Source organism: Sedimentitalea nanhaiensis DSM 24252, from assembly GCF_000473225.1.
In the GTDB taxonomy this organism is placed as follows: domain Bacteria; phylum Pseudomonadota; class Alphaproteobacteria; order Rhodobacterales; family Rhodobacteraceae; genus Sedimentitalea; species Sedimentitalea nanhaiensis.
The window spans coordinates 3,146,046-3,162,558 of the sequence record NZ_KI421509.1 but is presented as its reverse complement, the minus strand read 5'-3'; the positions used below and the strand labels follow the sequence as shown (position 1 = coordinate 3,162,558).

Here is a 16,513-nt window from a genome sequence, read left to right as displayed (position 1 = left end):
CCCTTATTCAGCGTCAGCGGCCGCGGCGGCGGCCTTTTGGTTCAGAATGGTCTTGACCCGCGCCGCGTCGCGGCGGGCGGCCTTGATGCCGGCAGTGTTTTCCAGCTGACCCGAGGCCTGCTGAAAGCGCAGGTTGAAGCTGGCTTTCTTCAGGTTGACCAGTTCCTCACGAAGCTGGTCCGGTGTCTTGTCGTGCAATTCCTTGGCGTTCATCGCCCGGTTCCTTTCTCAAAACACCAGAAGGCCCCGAGGGCGGGTCACCTTTGACCTGGTGGATGAATGATAGACAAGCGAATCCCCCGCCATCGGCAGGAGACATGCAAGATGCCGCTCTATAGGGGGTCGTTGGCCGGGGGGCAAGCGAAAGTTTCCAGGTTCGGCCAAACGCGGCTTGGCCTCTGCTTGGTCGGGGCGCTGCATCGTGCGACGCTGGCCCAAGGCGTCTCGCATCCAGCATCATACCCGTCGGCAGCCAACCAAACCTATGCATGAAGGGACGCGTCGTGAAAACGCTCATCTCGGTCCCGATTCTGTTTATTGGTTCAGCCACAGCCGCGTTCGCGCAAATGTCGAAAGAAGCATCGACAGTTGCACCGAAGAGACCATCGACGGTGTCGTCAATGGTCTCTTCGTCACCGCGCAAGGGCGCAGTTCCGAATGGATTGGCCGCGACGTCAGCGGTGATTTCAGCAATCACCGCCTGGTACTGCGCTCAGACATCCCCGGCCATACGGTCAGCCATCCTTGCGGATCACCTCGTTTTTCGGATCATAAGGGCTGTCCTGCACGATCTCGGCATCCCACAGCTGGTTCAGCATCCGCACTTGCAGCCTGGTGCCCGGCACGGCCAGATCCGGGGGCACATACCCCATGCCGATGCTCTTGCCGAAATGCACGGAATAGCCGCCAGACGTCAACCGCCCGACGCGCCGATCGCCATGATACAGTGCCTCTCGGCCCCAGGGGTCGGCGTCTTCGGGCCCATCGATCAGCAAGGTGACACAGGTGCTGCGAATACCCGTAGCCTGCATCGCGTCCTTGCCGTTAAACTCCTTGGTCAGGTCGACAAATCGCGGCAGATCCGCCTCCAGCGGTGTGGCGTCGCGGCCCAGTTCGGTGCCAAAGGCGCGATAGGATTTCTCCTGCCGCAGCCAGTTCTGCGCCCGCGCGCCGACCAGCTTCATGCCGTGTTTGGCGCCCGCCGCCGTCAGCTGATCCCACAGATAGTTCTGCATCTCGATCGGGTGGTGCAACTCCCAGCCCAGCTCGCCGGTATACGCCACCCGGATCGCGCGCACCGGGCACATGCCCAGTTCGATGTTGCGTATGGTCAGCCAGGGAAAGCGCTTGTTGCCCAGAACGGTCGCCGGGTCCGCATCCTTGACGATCTCATTCAGCACATCGCGCGATTTCGGTCCGGCAATGGCAAAGACGCCCCATTGGGTCGTGACATCCTGGATCTCGATATAGCCAAACTCACCCGCCTTGTCCGCCGCCGCCTTGCGCAGGAAATCGGCATCGTAAGCCGTCCACGCCCCGGCGGAGACCAGGTAAAACTCGTCCTGCCCCAGCCGCACGATGGTGTATTCGGTGCGTGTGGTGCCATGATCCGTCAGGGCATAGGTCAGGTTTATCCGCCCCACGGCGGGCAGCTTGTTGCAGGTGAACCAATCCAGAAACTGCACCGCGCCCGGCCCTTTGACGACATGTTTGGTAAAGGCCGTCGCGTCGATCAGGCCAACACCCTCGCGGACTGCCCTGGCTTCGTCATGGGCATATTGCCACCACCCGCCGCGCCGGAAACTGCGGCTGTCATGGTCGTTGAAATCTGCTGGAGCGTAGTAGTTGGGCCGCTCCCAACCGTTGACAAAGCCGAACTGTGCCCCCAGCGCCTTTTGCCGATCGTAGGCGGGCGCGGTGCGCAGGGGCCGACAGGCCGGGCGCTCTTCGTCCGGATGGTGCAGGATATAGACGTGGTCATAGCACTCTTCGTTCTTGCGCGCCGCGAACTCGGTCGTCATCCAGTCGCCGTACCGCTTGGGATCCAGGCTGGCCATATCGATCTCGGCCTCGCCCTGAACCATCATCTGCGCCAGATAATATCCGGTGCCGCCAGCGGCGGTGATGCCGAAACTAAACCCTTCGGCCAGCCACATGTTGCGCAATCCCGGCGCCGGGCCGACCAGCGGGTTGCCATCGGGCGTATAGCAGATCGGTCCGTTGAAATCGTCCTTCAACCCACAGTTCTCGGCACTTGGCATGCGATGGTTCATCGCCATGTACTGTTCCTCGATCCGTTCCAGATCGAGCTGGAACAGATCGGCACGGAAACTGTCGGGCACGCCATATTCGAACCGCGCCGGGGCATTCTTTTCATAGACGCCCAGGATCCAGCCACCGCGCTCTTCGCGCACATAAGATTGCGCATCGGCATCGCGGATCACCGGGTGCTCGGGATGATCCTTGCGGAACTCCACCAGCTCGGGGTCCTGATCCATGACGATAAACTGGTGCTCAACCGGGATCGCGGGCATCTTGATGCCCAGCATCTTTGCGGTGCGCTGCGCATGGTTGCCGGATGCCGTGACCACATGTTCCGCCGTGATCACGATCTGCTCGTCGCTGGGCACCAGATTGCCGCCCTTTTCGACCATCTTGGTGGCGGTTACCTCCCAGGCCTCGCCAGTCCAGTTGAACGCATCCGCCTGCCATTTGCGTTCGATCATCACGCCGCGCTGGCGCGCGCCCTTGGCCATCGCCATGGTCACATCGGCGGGGTTAATATAACCGTCGGTGTGATGATACAGCGCGCCCTTCAGGTCCTCGGTGCGGATCAGCGGCCAACGCTCTTTGATCTGATCCGGGGTCAGGAATACATAAGACACATCGCAAGTCTCGGCGGTGGATGCGTACAGCATGTATTCGTCCATGCGCGCATCGGTCTGGGCCATACGCAGGTTGCCGACCACGGCGAACCCGGCGTTCAAACCGGTTTCCGCTTCCAGTGACTTGTAGAAATCAACCGAGTATTTGTGGATATGGGTCGTGGCAAAAGACATGTTGAACAGCGGCAACAGCCCAGCCGCATGCCATGTGCTGCCGCTGGTCAGCTCGTCGCGTTCCAACAGCATGACATCGTCCCAGCCCGCCTTGGCCAGATGATACGCAATCGACGTTCCGACGGCACCGCCGCCGACAACCAGTGCTTTGACGTGGGTTTTCATGGGGCCATTCTCCGGCTTGAGTCTGTTTGACTGGGTTTATGCCCGCACATTGCGAAATCCGCCAAATCGATCCGACCCAAATCCGCACAAAACCGACCTCGCGGGATCGAACGATACCCCGTCCACCGTCCGCGGCAGCACGTTCGACCGGGGCTCGATGCCCCGGGCGAACGTTCCACCCTTACGGCTTTGGGTGATCGTCCCACTCATCGGACAGAATGCGGCGGCTGTCGCCTTCGGGGTCATCATACTGATTGCTGCGAACCGTATAGACGAATGCCAACAGGCCAACGGCCCCCAGACTCAGGGAAATCGGGATCAGATAGGCGAGCACCGACATGCATTTACCTCAGGCGCAGGGCGTTCAGGGAAACGGTGATAGAACTGGCCGACATTGCCAGCGCCGCAATCAGCGGCGTTGCCAGCCCGGCCACCGCCAGCGGCACCGCGATTACATTGTAAACCGTGGCAATGCGGAAATTCTCACGGATCCGTCGGGTGGCGCGTTTGGCGGTATCGCAGGCCTCGGCAATCGGGGTCAGGTCCATCCCCAGCAAAACGATGTCCGACGCCACCCGCGCCGCATCCAGCGCGGACGCGGGCGAGATTGAAACATGCGCCGCCGCCAACGCTGCCGTGTCATTCAACCCATCGCCAACCATCAGCACCTTGCACCCCTGGGCGCTCAGCTCCGCGATGCGCGCGGCCTTGTCCTGCGGCAGCGCTTCGGCCTGCCAGTCGTCAATCCCCAACCGCTGCGCCAGCACCTGAACCGCACCGGGGCTATCGCCTGACATCAACATCACATCCTTGCCTGCGCCGCGCAGGGCAGCCACAGAGTCGGCCGCACCCGGACGCAGATTGTCGGCAAAATGAAAGGCGCGCGCGCGCGTCTCCCCCACGGCGAGCCAGGCAGCAGTCTGGTTGCCCTGCTCCGCCCCGACCCAGGCGGCGCGGCCCAAGCGCACCAGCTGGCCCAAATACCGCCCTTCGGTTCCATAGCCCGGGCGCTCGACGATACCGTTGACTTCGGCGGCCTTTACCCCGGCGGCCTTTACAGCGCGGGTCAACGACACCGACAGCGGATGCGCCGAGCCTTGAGCCAACGCCAATGCGATCGCCAGTTCGGATTGGGTGAAACCGTCAAGATTGGTCAACTCTGGCGTACCTGTGGTCAGCGTGCCGGTCTTGTCGAAGATCACCGTGTCCACCTGCGCCAGCCGCTCCAGCGCGGTGGCGTGTTTGATCAGCATACCGCGCCGAAACAGCCTGCCGGAGGCCGCAGTGGTCACCGCAGGCACCGCCAGCCCAAGCGCACAGGGGCAGGTGATGATCAGCACCGCCGCCGCGATATTCAATGCCACCCGCATATCACCCGACCACAGATACCAGCCGACAAAGCTGAGCGCCGACAGGATATGCACGCCCGGAGCATAGAGTTTTGCCGCCGCATCCGCCAGCGACGTATAGCGCGAGCGCCCGGATTCCGCGATGGCAACCAGATCGGCCATGCGATTCAGCGAGGTGTCCTGTCCCACGGCACTGGCGCGAATGGTCAGGGGGCCGGTCAGGTTGACCTCGCCCGCGCTGACCGCCTGCCCCGGTCCGGCAAAAACCGGCACGGTTTCGCCCGTCAGCAAGGAGCGGTCCAGTTCGGACCGACCGGTCACGATCTCTCCGTCCACCGGCATCCGGCCACCGGGGCGCACCAGCACCAGATCGCCAACCGTCAGTTCGGACACAGCGACCTCGTGCTGGTCATCGCCAGTGCAGCGAATGGCGCGCGGCACTTCAAGCGCCGCCAATTCCTCGGCTGCGGAACGGGCAATGGCGCGGGTGCGAAAATCCAGATAGCGCCCGGCCAGCAGAAAAAACGTCAGGGTCAGAGCCGCGTCGAAATAGGCGTGCTCACCCGACAGCGACGTTTCCCATACCGACGTCGCCAGCGCCAGAACGATGGCCAGCACAATCGGCACATCCATGTTCAGCCGCCCCGCTGACAGCGCGCTGCGGGCATTGCGGAAAAACGGTTGGGCACAATAGGCGATGGCCGGCAGGGTGATCGCCGCCGAGATCCAGTGGAACATGTCACGCGTGGCATCCGTCGCCCCGGACCAGACCGAGACCGACAGCAACATCACGTTCATCGAAGCGAACCCCGCCACCGCCAGCCGGATCAGCAGGTCCCGCCCGGCCCGGTCGGTCTGGGTCGCCTGCAACGCACCCGGGTCCAGTTCGTGCGCCTCATAGCCCAGCCCGTCCAACACGGCGATCAGGTCGCGTGCCGTCACCCCATCGTCGGCCTGGATCAGCGCCCGTTTCAACGTCAGATTGACCCGCGCGTCGGCCACGCCGGGATGCGCATTCAACCCGCGTTCCACAGCCGAGATACAGTTCTGGCAGTGGATCGTTGGCAGGGACAACGCAATACGGGCCGTTTCGGGCGGTGGGATGATCGCCTCGGCAGGTGTGGCCAGACAGCCCGGACAGGCCGCAGCCGACGGGGGGCGCAACGCGGCGGTCATGTCCGCCTAGCCCCGGACATGCAGAACGACGCGCTGGGTGAATTCGGTGCCGTCGTCGGCCTGCGCCACCAGGCGGATGTTCCAGTTCCCCGCCGCCAGATCAACCGGAGCGACATAGGCGGAGCCGTCAAAGACGAACTCGGGCGAAATGTCGTCCTTCACCTGGGTTGCACGCCCCAGAACCGCCGACAGCTTGGCCACCTCGACCGGGGCACCGTCTGGATCGGTGATCGACAGGATCACCTGCCCGTCGCGCGCTTCGGCCCAGACCGTCCAGCCCAGAGCCTGTTGCTGCTGCAGGCGCGTGTTGAATTCCTGGCTGGCGACATACGAGTTTTCGACCTCGAGGCCGGGAAACGTCTGAACAGCACTGTAGGCCAGCACGAGATTGACCGAGATGATCACCCCGAAGGCCCCAATAAACAAGGCGGCAGCGTGTCGACCGGTAAACTCGCGCTGTGCCATGGTTCAGTTTCCTTTGCCGTTGAACGTGGTGTCCTTGTAGGCCCGGTCGCCATTGCCCAGATCCTCGACCCATATGCGAACATCGGTGTTGGCGGCCATGGACGGGGCCGAACGGCCCGGCGACACGATGTATAAGCGCTGCAACGTGGCGGTGTCGGCGGGCACTTTGATCGAGTCATACGGCGTGCCCTCGAGCTGAACGCGCAGGGTCGGATCGCCACGCACCGAAAGCCGGAACTGGCGCGGCTCGCCCAGCTTGTTCAGCAGCCGAACGTCATAGGTGTTACGGATTGAGCCATCGGACATCGTGACAAAGGTCGGGTTGCGGATCGGTGCCACCGTCATCTCGATATCCTGACGCATAAACAGCGCAAACACCAAACCAAATCCGACCAGAGACCACAACGCCGTGTACATGATCGTGCGCGGGCGCAGGATGTGTTTCCAGATACTCCGGGGCGGCTTCCCCGACCGTTCGCGGCCTTCATCCGACAGGGCCATATAGTCGATCAAACCGCGCGGCTTGCCGATCTTGGCCATGATGTCGTCGCAAGCGTCGATACACAACGCACAGGTGATGCATTCCAGTTGCTGGCCATCGCGGATATCGATTCCGACCGGGCAAACGTTGACGCAGGCCATGCAGTCGATGCAGTCGCCCTGCGGTTCGCCCGCCTTGATCGCTTCGGAGTGCTTGCGCGGTTCGCCCCGCCATTCTCGGTAGCCCACCACCAGCGTGTCCTCGTCCATCATTGCGGCCTGGATACGGGGCCAGGGGCAGGCATAGATGCAGATCTGTTCGCGCATGAACCCACCAAAAACAAAGGTGGTCATCGTGAGGACCGCGATGGTGGTATAGGCCACCGGGTGCGCATTCAGCATTACGAGATCGCGCAACAGGGTCGGTGCATCCGCGAAATAGAACACCCAAGCCCCGCCGGTGGCCAATCCGATCAGCAACCAGACGACCCATTTGGTCAGGCGCAGGCGAAGCTTGCGAAAGTCCATCTTCTTTTGCCGGTGCAGGCGCAGGCGCGCGTTGCGGTCGCCTTCGATCCAGCGCTCTACCAGGATGAATAGGTCGGTCCAGACCGTCTGGGGGCAGGCATAGCCGCACCAGACCCGCCCAAGGGCGGAGGTGAACAGGAACAATCCCAGGCCAGCCATGATCAGCAATCCGGCGACGAAATAGAATTCGTGTGGCCAGATTTCGATCCAGAAGAAATAGAAACGCCGATTTGCGAGGTCCAGCAGCACCGCCTGGTCCGGCAGACTGGGACCGCGATCCCAGCGGATCCACGGAGTGAGATAGTAGATACCAAGCGTAACCGCCAGGATGATCCATTTCAGATTGCGAAAGGGACCAGAGACGCGCTTTGGAAAAATCGGCTCCCGCGCGGCGTAAAGGCTGGATGCTGGTTCGGTGCTGCTCACGGAATCACTCCGAATAATGTCTCTGTTTAGATGACGTTGTCACAGAAGCATCAGATGCGAACTTTGATATGGGTCAAAAAGCGTATCGGACACTAATGTTTTCAGCTTATCCCAACCAGAGCCGAAGCGCACCCATCGCCACGGGTGTGTCGGGGCGACAAATCGTTGCGCCCCGGCGACATGATCAGCCTCTTTGATGCCGCAGCCAACGCAAGAAGACACGCGCCGGAGTCCGCATCACCCCTGGGCGTGTAACGATGTGATAGCCCGCCGGGCTGTCTTCTGTGAACAGAGCCACCAACCGTCCGGCACGCAGATCGGGTTCGACGAACTGGCGCACCATCACCGCAACCCCCTGCCCGTCGCGGGCGCCGTCCAGCAGCAGGTTGCCCGGCACCTGAATGCGTCCGCCGACAACGCCGCGATGAACGCCGTTGGCGCGCAGCCAGCGGCCCGATTCGGTGGTGCCCAATTCTTCAAGCCAGGGCAATTCGGCCAGATCGTCGGGGCTGTCGACCCGGCGACCATGCAGCAGCGAAGGCGCGGCCACGATCACCATCGGAGCGGCCAGCAACCGTTCTGCGACAAGACCGGACCAATTCCCGTCCCCATAGCGCAGCGCGACGTCAATACCGCCCGGCAACAGATCGGCCAGTTGGGCGCTGGGGTCCAGCATCAGGTCAATTTCCGGGTGTTTCGCGCGGAAATCCGGCAGGCGCGGCATCAGCCAGAGGGCCGCGAATGTGGGGGTGGTGGAGATGTGCAGGGGTCGTTGTTCGTCGGCAGCCGACAGCTCCTGAACCGCATTGCCGATAGCGCTGAACCCAAGGACCAGCGCATCCGCCAATCGCTGGCCCTGCTCCGTCAGGGCCAGCGCACGGCCCGAGCGATCCAGAAGAGTTGTGCCCAGACGGGTCTCGAGCCCGCGCAAATGCTGGCTGATCGCCGCATGGCTGATATTCAGCGCCTGTCCGGCGGCGACCACCGACCCGGTCTCGGCAAAGGCGGCAAAGGCCCGCAAGCTGGCCAGCGGTGGCAGCGTCAGCCAATCCATATGTAACTCCAGCTTACATTTTACATGCCATAGTGAGTCGCAGGAATCAGCAGTTTGGTCAACAATGAACGCATCGCATCAAGCCAGTACAGGAGATGACCATGCTGGGAATTTATGCTCGCAGCTTCATGACCGCGACCCGCACCGACACCGCTATGCCAGCACAGCCCGGAACGGGAGCCCAGATCCGCGAACGGCGTTGGCTGCCCGAGGGCCATTGGTGGCTGCGCCGGGATCGGAAACAGGATCCGAAAGACAATGCCGATCGCCCGGCCAGTCGCTAGGCTGTCACTGGCCCGTCACTTACCCCGTCAGGGCGCGCCGTAAAGGGCGTTGGCCTGACGGAAGGACAACAGCCGCTTGTGACGCTCATCCCATAGGTGAAGACGACTGCACGCCAGGCTCTCCACCAGCGTCATCCGGTTCATCCCGGTCAAAACCTTGTGGTCCCGCAACACCTCGGGCAAGCGATAAAACGGGATGCGACTGTACAGATGGTGGACATGATGCACGCCAATATTGGCCGTGAACCAGCGCAGCACTGCGGGCAGATCGTAAAAGGAACTGCCGTGCAGCGCCGCGTCATGCAATTGCCAGTCCTCTTCGTCGTTCCAACTGGTTTCTTCAAACTGGTGCTGGATGAAGAACAGCCAGACTCCGATGGACGCCGCAATCACGGTTGTCGGCAGAAACACCAGCAACAGCGGCGCGACTCCGCCAAAATACAGGATCAGCGCCAAGGCACCGGCAATCGCGAGATTTGTGCCCATGGCGCTGGTCCAATAACGCCAGCCAGCAGTCATCAGGCCGATCGGCAGACGATTCTGCAGAATAAAGATATAGCCCGGTCCCAACCCGAACAGGGTCAGCGGGTGACGATAGACCCGGTAGTGCAGCCGCCACAGGGGCGACAGCGCACGGTATTCATCCACTGTCAGCGTGTGCACATCGCCAATGCCGCGACGAGACAGGTTCCCAGCCGCGGAATGGTGCATCGAATGGGTGCGCCGCCACACATCATAGGGCGTGAGCGTCAAAACCCCCAGCACCCGGCCGACCCAATCGCTGACCTGCCGGTTGTTGAAGAACGCACCGTGACCGCAATCGTGCTGAATCGCAAACAGGCGGACGAGGAATCCGGCATTTAACACCGAGATCCCCAGTGCCAGCCAATAGCTGACCGTCAGGGCCCAGCATGCCAACGCCCACAACAGGACAAAGGGCGCCAAACTGACCGTCAGTTCGAACAGGCTGCGCCACAGCTGTGGCTCGCGGTATTTTGACAGGACCTGAACCCATTCGCGCGGCGAAGTGGTCCCAGGCTCTTGCGGATCGCTCGGTTGGGGAATGCTCATGCGCCTGCTATGTTGGATTGTACCTGCCCACCCCGATATACGAGCACCGCTGTGAGGCAAGTGAAATCTGCCTCGTTTGCGATCAGTTTGTTGCGATCTGAGTTACCGAAAGGCTAGCGCACAGACTGAAACCGCCTGTACCGCTCAAAATGTTCGCCAGTGGGGCGGCGAGCAACGAAACGGTAATTCGTTTAAAAAGGCACCGACTTTCCAGGAAACGCGCGAACAGATCGGAAAGCCGGTGCCTGGTGTCCGGTCAGCCAAAGGCTGACCGGAACTGTCTGGCATGCGACTACTCGCCGCCGCCAAGCTGATGCACATAGATCGCCGCCGCGCGCACCTGGGCGTCAGTCAAGCGGCCGCTCCAGGCCGGCATGACGCCGAAGCGGCTGTAGGTGACGGTTTCAGCCACGGTGTCGTAGTCACCGCCATATAGCCAAATCGCATCGGTCAGATTGGGTGCGCCCTGTTCGCGATCACCGGTCCCTGCCTCCATGTGGCAGGACGCGCAATTATCCGCGAACACCACCGCACCAGCTTCGACCTGATCCGGATCCTTGGGCTCCGACCCCGACAGCGTCATCACAAAGTTGACGACCTGCGAGATTTCCTCGGGTTCAAGAATCTCACCGAAGGCCGGCATTTCTGAATATCGGGCATCGTCGTCATCTTCGTTCCGAATGCCGTGGCTGACGGTGGTGTAAATCGCGTCTACATCCCCGCCCCACAGCCAGTCGTCATCCAGCAGGTTCGGATACCCGGCCCCCTGAACACCCGAGGCACCGGCTCCGTGACATTGCGCACACCAGGTCCGATAGACCGCAGCCCCTGCCGACACAGCATACCCGTAAAGTTCAGGATCGTCGTTGATGGCGTTCAGATCGGTTGTTTCCAGCCTGGCGTTGATGGCCGCATTGACCTCGTCAAAGGCGACAATCTCTTGTGCCAGCTCGCCCCGCGAGGACCACCCCAGGATACCCGCCGTGGCACTATTAATCAGTGGCCAGGCCGGATAGGCGATGGCATAGCCGATGGCCCACACGATGGTTGCATAGAAGGTCCAGAGCCACCAGCGTGGCATCGGGTTGTCCCATTCTTCGATTCCATCCCATTGGTGGCCGGTCGTGCCGTGACCCTGCTCGCTGGTCTTGTTGCTTTTCTTGCCGCTCATGACCGCGCCTCCTTGGATTTTCCGGTGATATCGCCGACTTGCGGGGCAGGTTTGTCCTCGTGACGGAACGGAATATTAGCCGTGTCCTGATAGGTTTTTCTGCTGCTGGGACGAAACACCCAGATCACCACCCCGATAAAAAAGAGGAACAAAAGGACCAGCATCCAACTGTCCGCGAACTGCCGCAGGAAAGTATATTCTTCCATCCGTTCCTCCTATCGGCTCGCATCGGGCGTGAAGGTCGAGAAATCGACCAGCGTACCCAGCATCTGCAGATAGGCGATCATCGCGTCCATCTCGGAGATCCCCGCCTGCCCGTCGAAATTGCGCACCTGCGCGCCGGGATAGCGCTCCAGCATCGCGTCATAGTCGCTGTCCGGGTCTGCCTGAGCGCGGAAATCCGCCGCCGCGGTCTCGACCATTTCGTCGGTGTAGGGCACGCCAACCATCCGCTGGGCGGCCAGCAGATCCTCGATATAGGTCGGTTCGATCAGCGTGCGTTCGAGAAACCCGTATTTCGGCATCACCGATTCAGGAACCACCGCCTGCGGGTTGCGCAGGTGGTCGCGATGCCAGTCGTCGGAATAGCGTCCACCGACCCGGGCCAGATCGGGCCCGGTGCGTTTTGATCCCCACTGGAACGGGTGGTCGTACATCGACTCGGCCGCGAGGCTGTAGTGACCGTAGCGTTCGACCTCGTCGCGCATCGGGCGGATCATCTGACTGTGGCAGACATAGCACCCCTCGCGCACGTAGATCTCGCGCCCGGTCAACTCCAACGGCGAATAGGGACGCATGCCGTCGACCTTTTCGATCGTATTCTCCAGCCAGAACAACGGAGTGATCTGTACCAGCCCCCCGATCGTTACGACCAGAAAGCTGAGCACCAGAAGAAGGGTGGCGTTGGTCTCGATGACCTTGTGTTTGTCCAGAATTGACATGTTTCCGCCCTCCTTATTCAGCCGGGACTGCATGGGCGAGGCTGGCTTCCTTGGCCGGCGCACGCTTTACGGTCATCCACAGGTTATAGCACATGATGACAGCACCCGAGAGGAACAGAACCCCGCCCAGACCGCGCACCACATACATCGGGAACTTGGCGGCCACGGTGTCGGCGAAGGAATTCACCAGGAAACCATTGGCATCCACTTCGCGCCACATCAGGCCCTCCATGATACCCGTCACCCACATCGAGGCAGCGTAGAGAACAATGCCGATGGTGGCGAGCCAGAAGTGCCAGCTGACCAGAGACAGCGAATACAGACGCTCGCGCTTCCACAACACCGGCACAAGGTAGTACAGTGCGCCAAAGGTGATCATCCCGTTCCAGCCCAATGCTCCGGAATGGACGTGGCCGATGGTCCAGTCGGTATAGTGGCTGAGGCTGTTGACCGCGCGGATCGACATCATCGGCCCTTCGAAAGTGGACATGCCGTAAAAGCCGATGGAAATCACCATCATGCGGATGACCGGATCGGTGCGCAGCTTGTCCCAGGCACCCGACAGGGTCATTAGCCCGTTGATCATGCCGCCCCAGCTGGGCATCCACAGCACGATGGACATCACCATACCCAGAGTCGCGGCCCAGTCGGGAAGCGCTGTATAATGCAAGTGGTGCGGACCGGCCCAGATATAAAGGAAGATCAGCGCCCAGAAGTGGATGATCGACAGCTTATACGAATACACCGGACGCTCGGCCTGTTTGGGCACGAAATAGTACATCATGCCCAAAAAGCCCGCCGTCAGAAAGAACCCGACCGCGTTGTGTCCGTACCACCACTGGGTCATGGCGTCCTGCACCCCGGAAAAGGCAGAAATCGATCGACTGCCCCAGAACGAGACCGGCACGGCCAGGTTGTTGATCACATGCAACATCGCGACAGTGACGATAAAGGCCAGATAGAACCAGTTGGCCACATAGATATGCGGCTCTTTGCGTTTGATGATCGTACCAAGGAAAATCGCCAGATAGGCCAGCCAGACAATGGTCAGCCACAGATCCACATGCCACTCGGGTTCGGCATATTCACGCGATTGGGTGGCGCCGAACAGATAACCGGTCGCAGCCAGGACGATGAACAGCTGATAGCCCCAGAACACGAACCAGGCCAGGTTGCCGCCCCAGAGGCGCGCGGCGCTGGTACGCTGAACCACGAAAAAGGACGTTGCAATCAGTGCATTGCCGCCAAATGCAAAGATCACAGCCGACGTGTGCAGGGGACGCAGCCGACCAAAATTGCCGTATCCGTTCAGCCAATCGAAATTGAGCTGCGGAAAGGCCAACTGGAAGGCGATAAAGGTGCCGACCAAGAACCCGACCACACCCCACATGGCGGTCGCGATCACCCCGGCGCGCACCACGGAATCAAAGTATTCGTTTTGTGGCGCCGCGGCCGGCGCGGGTTCTTCGGTGCGACGCACCGTATACAGAAACAACCCACCGGCCACGAACATCACAATGATGGCGTGGACCATGTAAGCCGTATCGCGCGCATAGTTGATTCCGATCATCGCAACCAGCGTGACCAGACCAAGCGCGACAAGCTTGATGTAGTTTGACATTTTACGTCCCTCTTTGCGTCCCTTAGGTCATTCCCGGCGGGGCGTTTCAGCTGCACCGGCGTCCAAGTCTGCGTGCTTCATGCAAAACCCGGTATCGATCCGCATTGATCTGCATCAAAACACCTGCTCCAATTCCGTGACAGGTATCATGGTACATCAATCCGGGTGCTTGAACAGTCCGGGAACACAAAAAACGCGAGACACAAATGGCTTACAAATCTTTGCTGACCGTTCTGACTGATGCGAAACTGGCCGATGCGCCGCTGAACCAGCTTGTCGCCTTGGCCGAAGCGCAAGATGCCCATGCCGACGCCCTGTGCCTAGGCGTGGATCGAACCCAGACCGGGTACTATTATGCCGGGGCCAGTGCGATGGTCCTGCAAGAGACACTGTCGCGCGCCACCGCCGAAGCCGAAGATGTCCTGACCTATGCCAATGCCATGCTGAGCAAGTCCGGCGTGCGGTGGTCCGCCGAAAGCGGTGTCGCGCAGATTGCCGACCTCGGACGCCACGTGGCCCACCGGGCGCGGTTTTCAGACCTGGTGGTGCTACCCCGCCCGTATGGCGAGAACCACGGTGCCGAAGTCGAACCGATTGTCGAGGCCGCGCTTTTTGAAGGTCATGCGCCGGTTCTGGTGGTGCCGGACGATCAGAAGCCGGTGACACAGCCAAAGCTGATCCTGGCAGCCTGGAACGAAAGCGTGGAGGCGCTCAGTGCCATTCGACGGGCGTTGCCTTTCCTGCAAGCCGCCGATCTGGTGCGGATCGTGGTGATTGACCCACCCACACACGGCCCAGAGCGCTCTGACCCCGGCGGGCTGTTGTCGCAAATGCTGTCACGACATGGGGTGACATGCGAGATCGACGTGCTGAGCAAGACAATGACCCGGGTCTCGGATGTGCTGAACCGTCATGCGACAGACACCAGCGCCGACATGCTGGTGATGGGAGCCTATGGCCATTCGCGATTCCGCGAAGCCATCCTGGGCGGTGCCACACGCAATATGCTTGAAAAGGCCACGGTACCGGTGTTCATGGCGCGGTAAATTCAGACGCCCAGCCAGCCGGATGGGCGTCTCTACAAAATTCCAGCGGCTGTCAGGCCCGTCTGACCAACCCGATCACGAACAGCAGAATCACCGATCCGATGGTGGCGTGAAAAATCGATGCGATCACGCCACCTCCAACTGCGAACCCAAGCGTCGGAAAAATCACCCCGGCCAGGAACGCGCCGACGATGCCGACGATGATGTTGCCAAACAGGCCAAATCCCCGGCCTTTCATTAACTTGCCCGCGATCCACCCGGCGATCGCACCCACCAGCAGCATGGCGATCACGCTGTTGAATTCCATTGCAGTCTCCCTTGTGCTTTGCCAGTTCAATGCTGACACCACGTGGGCAGGGATGCAAGCCGCAGGCTCGCTGCGGCAATGATGCAGGCCCATGAACCGGGACCGCAGATCTCGGCTGCGGGGGATAATCGAGGCCGATTTTGCCGCGCCGAAATTCGCGGTCATGCCGGGAAACGCAATCGCGTCGAGCCGTTACGCGATCTCCGCGTCATTGGGAATGGTCGATCCCTTCGCCGGGCCGCCGAGGCTCTTGCAGCTGCTCATGGACATCATTCACGCGCTTCGCAAGCGATTGGCCCAAACGCCCCCGCGCATTGGCGCGCTGCGTCAAACACCACCTTGACGCCAACCTCGCGGGCAATAGGCGCACTGCGGTGGCCTCCGGCCCCGTCCCCGTACTTGTCGCCAGAACACGGTCCGCGAAGGGCGCCCGCCCGGACCGGCGGCCAGGAAGGCCTCGGCGCGCGGGTTTACTCTGTTGGTCGCAGGGTTCGGCCTGAAACGCTCGTGGTCATGAATTTGCCGGTTCTGTACGATCGGGCGGTCAATCCGCTCCTCAGCTTGCCGTACGGATGGAGCGCCAAAAAAGGCGGGAAACTGGCTGATGGCCAACGCATGCAATCAGGCGAAAACGCCACCATCCGCATCGTCGCCAGCCTCTTCCATCAGTCGGGACATATCGGGCACCGTCACGTGGCGTTTCCCTTCCAGCTGGATCACGCCATCCCGCTTTAACGCCGACATCTTTCGGCTGACGGTTTCCAGCGTCAGCCCCAGATAGTCCGCCATCGCCTCGCGGGTCAGTGGCAGGTCGAATACCATCGGTCCGTGGGTTGCGGTCGGGCGCAGCGACGCGTCTCGACGCGCCACGATGCTGAGCAGGCTGGCGATCTTTTCGCGCGCCGTCTTGCGCCCCAGCACCAGCATCCACTCGCGCGCGGCATCCAGTTCGTCCAGAGTCATTTCCAGCAAACGATGGGCGATGTGCGGGGTGTCGGCCATCATTTTTTCAAACGGATTCTTTCGAAAGCAGCACATCACGATGTCTGTCGTGGCCACCACGTCATAGGCCGCCCCGGACCGACCGGGTCGCCCAACGAAGTCCGACGGCAGCAACAGACCGACCATCTGGGTGCGGCCATCCTCCATGGTCTGGGTCAGGGTTGCGATTCCCGAAACCACAGAGCCGACAAAATCCATCTTGTCGCCCGACCAGATGATGGTCTGACCCGCCTCGAAGCTGCGGTAATACTTGATGCTTTCCAGCGCAGCCAACTCGTCCGCTTCGCAGCGTGCGCAGACGGCACGGTGCCGAATTGGGCAGTCCATGCAACTGGGTGATATGGCTTGTCCTGGCACGTTCATGTGAG

The 16,513-nt window shown here is 61.2% G+C and carries 17 protein-coding genes; 3 read left to right on the top strand and 14 right to left on the bottom strand.

Going from position 1 to position 16,513, the window contains the following annotated elements; translation table 11 throughout:
* Window positions 1-3 precede the first annotated feature (3 nt).
* The 7 genes from rpmC to NANH_RS0117305 all read right to left on the bottom strand — a co-directional run bounded on the left by rpmC (window position 4) and on the right by NANH_RS0117305 (window position 8,702).
* The gene (gene rpmC / locus NANH_RS0117335; protein WP_027263194.1) at window positions 4-213 is read right to left on the bottom strand and encodes a 50S ribosomal protein L29; all 210 of its coding nucleotides are present in this window, start codon (window positions 211-213) and stop codon (window positions 4-6) included.
* 521 nt (window positions 214-734) lie between these two features.
* Window positions 735-3,224 carry a GcvT family protein gene (locus NANH_RS0117330; RefSeq protein ID WP_027263193.1) on the bottom strand — a complete coding sequence of 830 codons (2,490 nt, stop codon included), beginning with the start codon at window positions 3,222-3,224 and terminating at the stop codon, window positions 735-737.
* Between the two features lie 181 nt (window positions 3,225-3,405).
* Window positions 3,406-3,564, bottom strand: coding sequence for a cbb3-type cytochrome oxidase assembly protein CcoS (ccoS, locus tag NANH_RS0117325; protein ID WP_027263192.1), 159 nt, complete (start codon window positions 3,562-3,564; stop codon window positions 3,406-3,408).
* A gap of 4 nt (window positions 3,565-3,568) precedes the next feature.
* Window positions 3,569-5,749 carry a heavy metal translocating P-type ATPase gene (locus NANH_RS0117320; RefSeq protein ID WP_027263191.1) on the bottom strand — a complete coding sequence of 727 codons (2,181 nt, stop codon included), beginning with the start codon at window positions 5,747-5,749 and terminating at the stop codon, window positions 3,569-3,571.
* Between the two features lie 6 nt (window positions 5,750-5,755).
* Window positions 5,756-6,214, bottom strand: coding sequence for a FixH family protein (locus NANH_RS0117315; RefSeq protein ID WP_027263190.1), 459 nt, complete (start codon window positions 6,212-6,214; stop codon window positions 5,756-5,758).
* A gap of 3 nt (window positions 6,215-6,217) precedes the next feature.
* Complete coding sequence (gene ccoG / locus NANH_RS0117310) at window positions 6,218-7,663, bottom strand: cytochrome c oxidase accessory protein CcoG (protein WP_407694965.1); 1,446 nt, start codon at window positions 7,661-7,663, stop codon at window positions 6,218-6,220.
* A 169-nt stretch (window positions 7,664-7,832) separates the two neighbouring features.
* Entirely contained in the window at window positions 7,833-8,702 is an 870-nt protein-coding gene (locus NANH_RS0117305; RefSeq protein ID WP_027263188.1) for a LysR family transcriptional regulator, read from the bottom strand.
* Between the two features lie 101 nt (window positions 8,703-8,803).
* Between NANH_RS0117305 and NANH_RS0117300 the strand changes: the two genes are divergently transcribed.
* Window positions 8,804-8,986: a hypothetical protein gene (locus NANH_RS0117300; RefSeq protein WP_139236261.1), complete on the top strand. Its 183-nt coding sequence runs from the start codon at window positions 8,804-8,806 to the stop codon at window positions 8,984-8,986.
* A gap of 27 nt (window positions 8,987-9,013) precedes the next feature.
* On the opposite strand, the gene NANH_RS0117295 is transcribed toward NANH_RS0117300, so the two are convergent.
* From NANH_RS0117295 to ccoN, 5 genes are all read right to left on the bottom strand, one after another.
* A complete protein-coding gene (locus NANH_RS0117295) occupies window positions 9,014-10,057 on the bottom strand; it encodes a fatty acid desaturase (protein WP_036049991.1) in 1,044 nt (347 codons plus the stop codon).
* 292 nt (window positions 10,058-10,349) lie between these two features.
* Complete coding sequence (gene ccoP / locus NANH_RS0117290) at window positions 10,350-11,228, bottom strand: cytochrome-c oxidase, cbb3-type subunit III (protein ID WP_027263185.1); 879 nt, start codon at window positions 11,226-11,228, stop codon at window positions 10,350-10,352.
* Window positions 11,225-11,434 carry a CcoQ/FixQ family Cbb3-type cytochrome c oxidase assembly chaperone gene (locus tag NANH_RS0117285; RefSeq protein WP_027263184.1) on the bottom strand — a complete coding sequence of 70 codons (210 nt, stop codon included), beginning with the start codon at window positions 11,432-11,434 and terminating at the stop codon, window positions 11,225-11,227. Before NANH_RS0117285 ends, ccoP begins: the two co-directional genes overlap by 4 nt.
* 9 nt (window positions 11,435-11,443) lie before the next feature.
* Window positions 11,444-12,169 carry a cytochrome-c oxidase, cbb3-type subunit II gene (ccoO, locus tag NANH_RS0117280; RefSeq protein ID WP_027263183.1) on the bottom strand — a complete coding sequence of 242 codons (726 nt, stop codon included), beginning with the start codon at window positions 12,167-12,169 and terminating at the stop codon, window positions 11,444-11,446.
* Between the two features lie 13 nt (window positions 12,170-12,182).
* On the bottom strand, window positions 12,183-13,790 hold the full coding sequence (gene ccoN, locus NANH_RS0117275; protein WP_027263182.1) for a cytochrome-c oxidase, cbb3-type subunit I: 1,608 nt from the start codon (window positions 13,788-13,790) through the stop codon (window positions 12,183-12,185).
* 206 nt (window positions 13,791-13,996) lie between these two features.
* Here ccoN and NANH_RS0117270 point away from each other — a divergent pair, with 206 nt between their 5' ends.
* Window positions 13,997-14,836: a universal stress protein gene (locus NANH_RS0117270; protein ID WP_027263181.1), complete on the top strand. Its 840-nt coding sequence runs from the start codon at window positions 13,997-13,999 to the stop codon at window positions 14,834-14,836.
* Window positions 14,837-14,888: 52 nt separating this feature from the next.
* On the opposite strand, the gene NANH_RS0117265 is transcribed toward NANH_RS0117270, so the two are convergent.
* Window positions 14,889-15,143 (bottom strand): GlsB/YeaQ/YmgE family stress response membrane protein, encoded by a 255-nt coding sequence (locus tag NANH_RS0117265; RefSeq protein WP_027263180.1) that lies wholly within the window; start codon window positions 15,141-15,143, stop codon window positions 14,889-14,891.
* Window positions 15,144-15,234: 91 nt separating this feature from the next.
* On the opposite strand from NANH_RS0117265, the gene NANH_RS0117260 reads away from it, so the two are divergent.
* Entirely contained in the window at window positions 15,235-15,486 is a 252-nt protein-coding gene (locus NANH_RS0117260) for a hypothetical protein (protein WP_027263179.1), read from the top strand.
* A gap of 278 nt (window positions 15,487-15,764) precedes the next feature.
* Here NANH_RS0117260 and fnrL read toward each other — a convergent pair whose 3' ends face one another.
* Complete coding sequence (gene fnrL, locus NANH_RS0117255) at window positions 15,765-16,508, bottom strand: transcriptional regulator FnrL (RefSeq protein ID WP_027263178.1); 744 nt, start codon at window positions 16,506-16,508, stop codon at window positions 15,765-15,767.
* Between the last annotated feature and the right edge of the window lie 5 nt (window positions 16,509-16,513).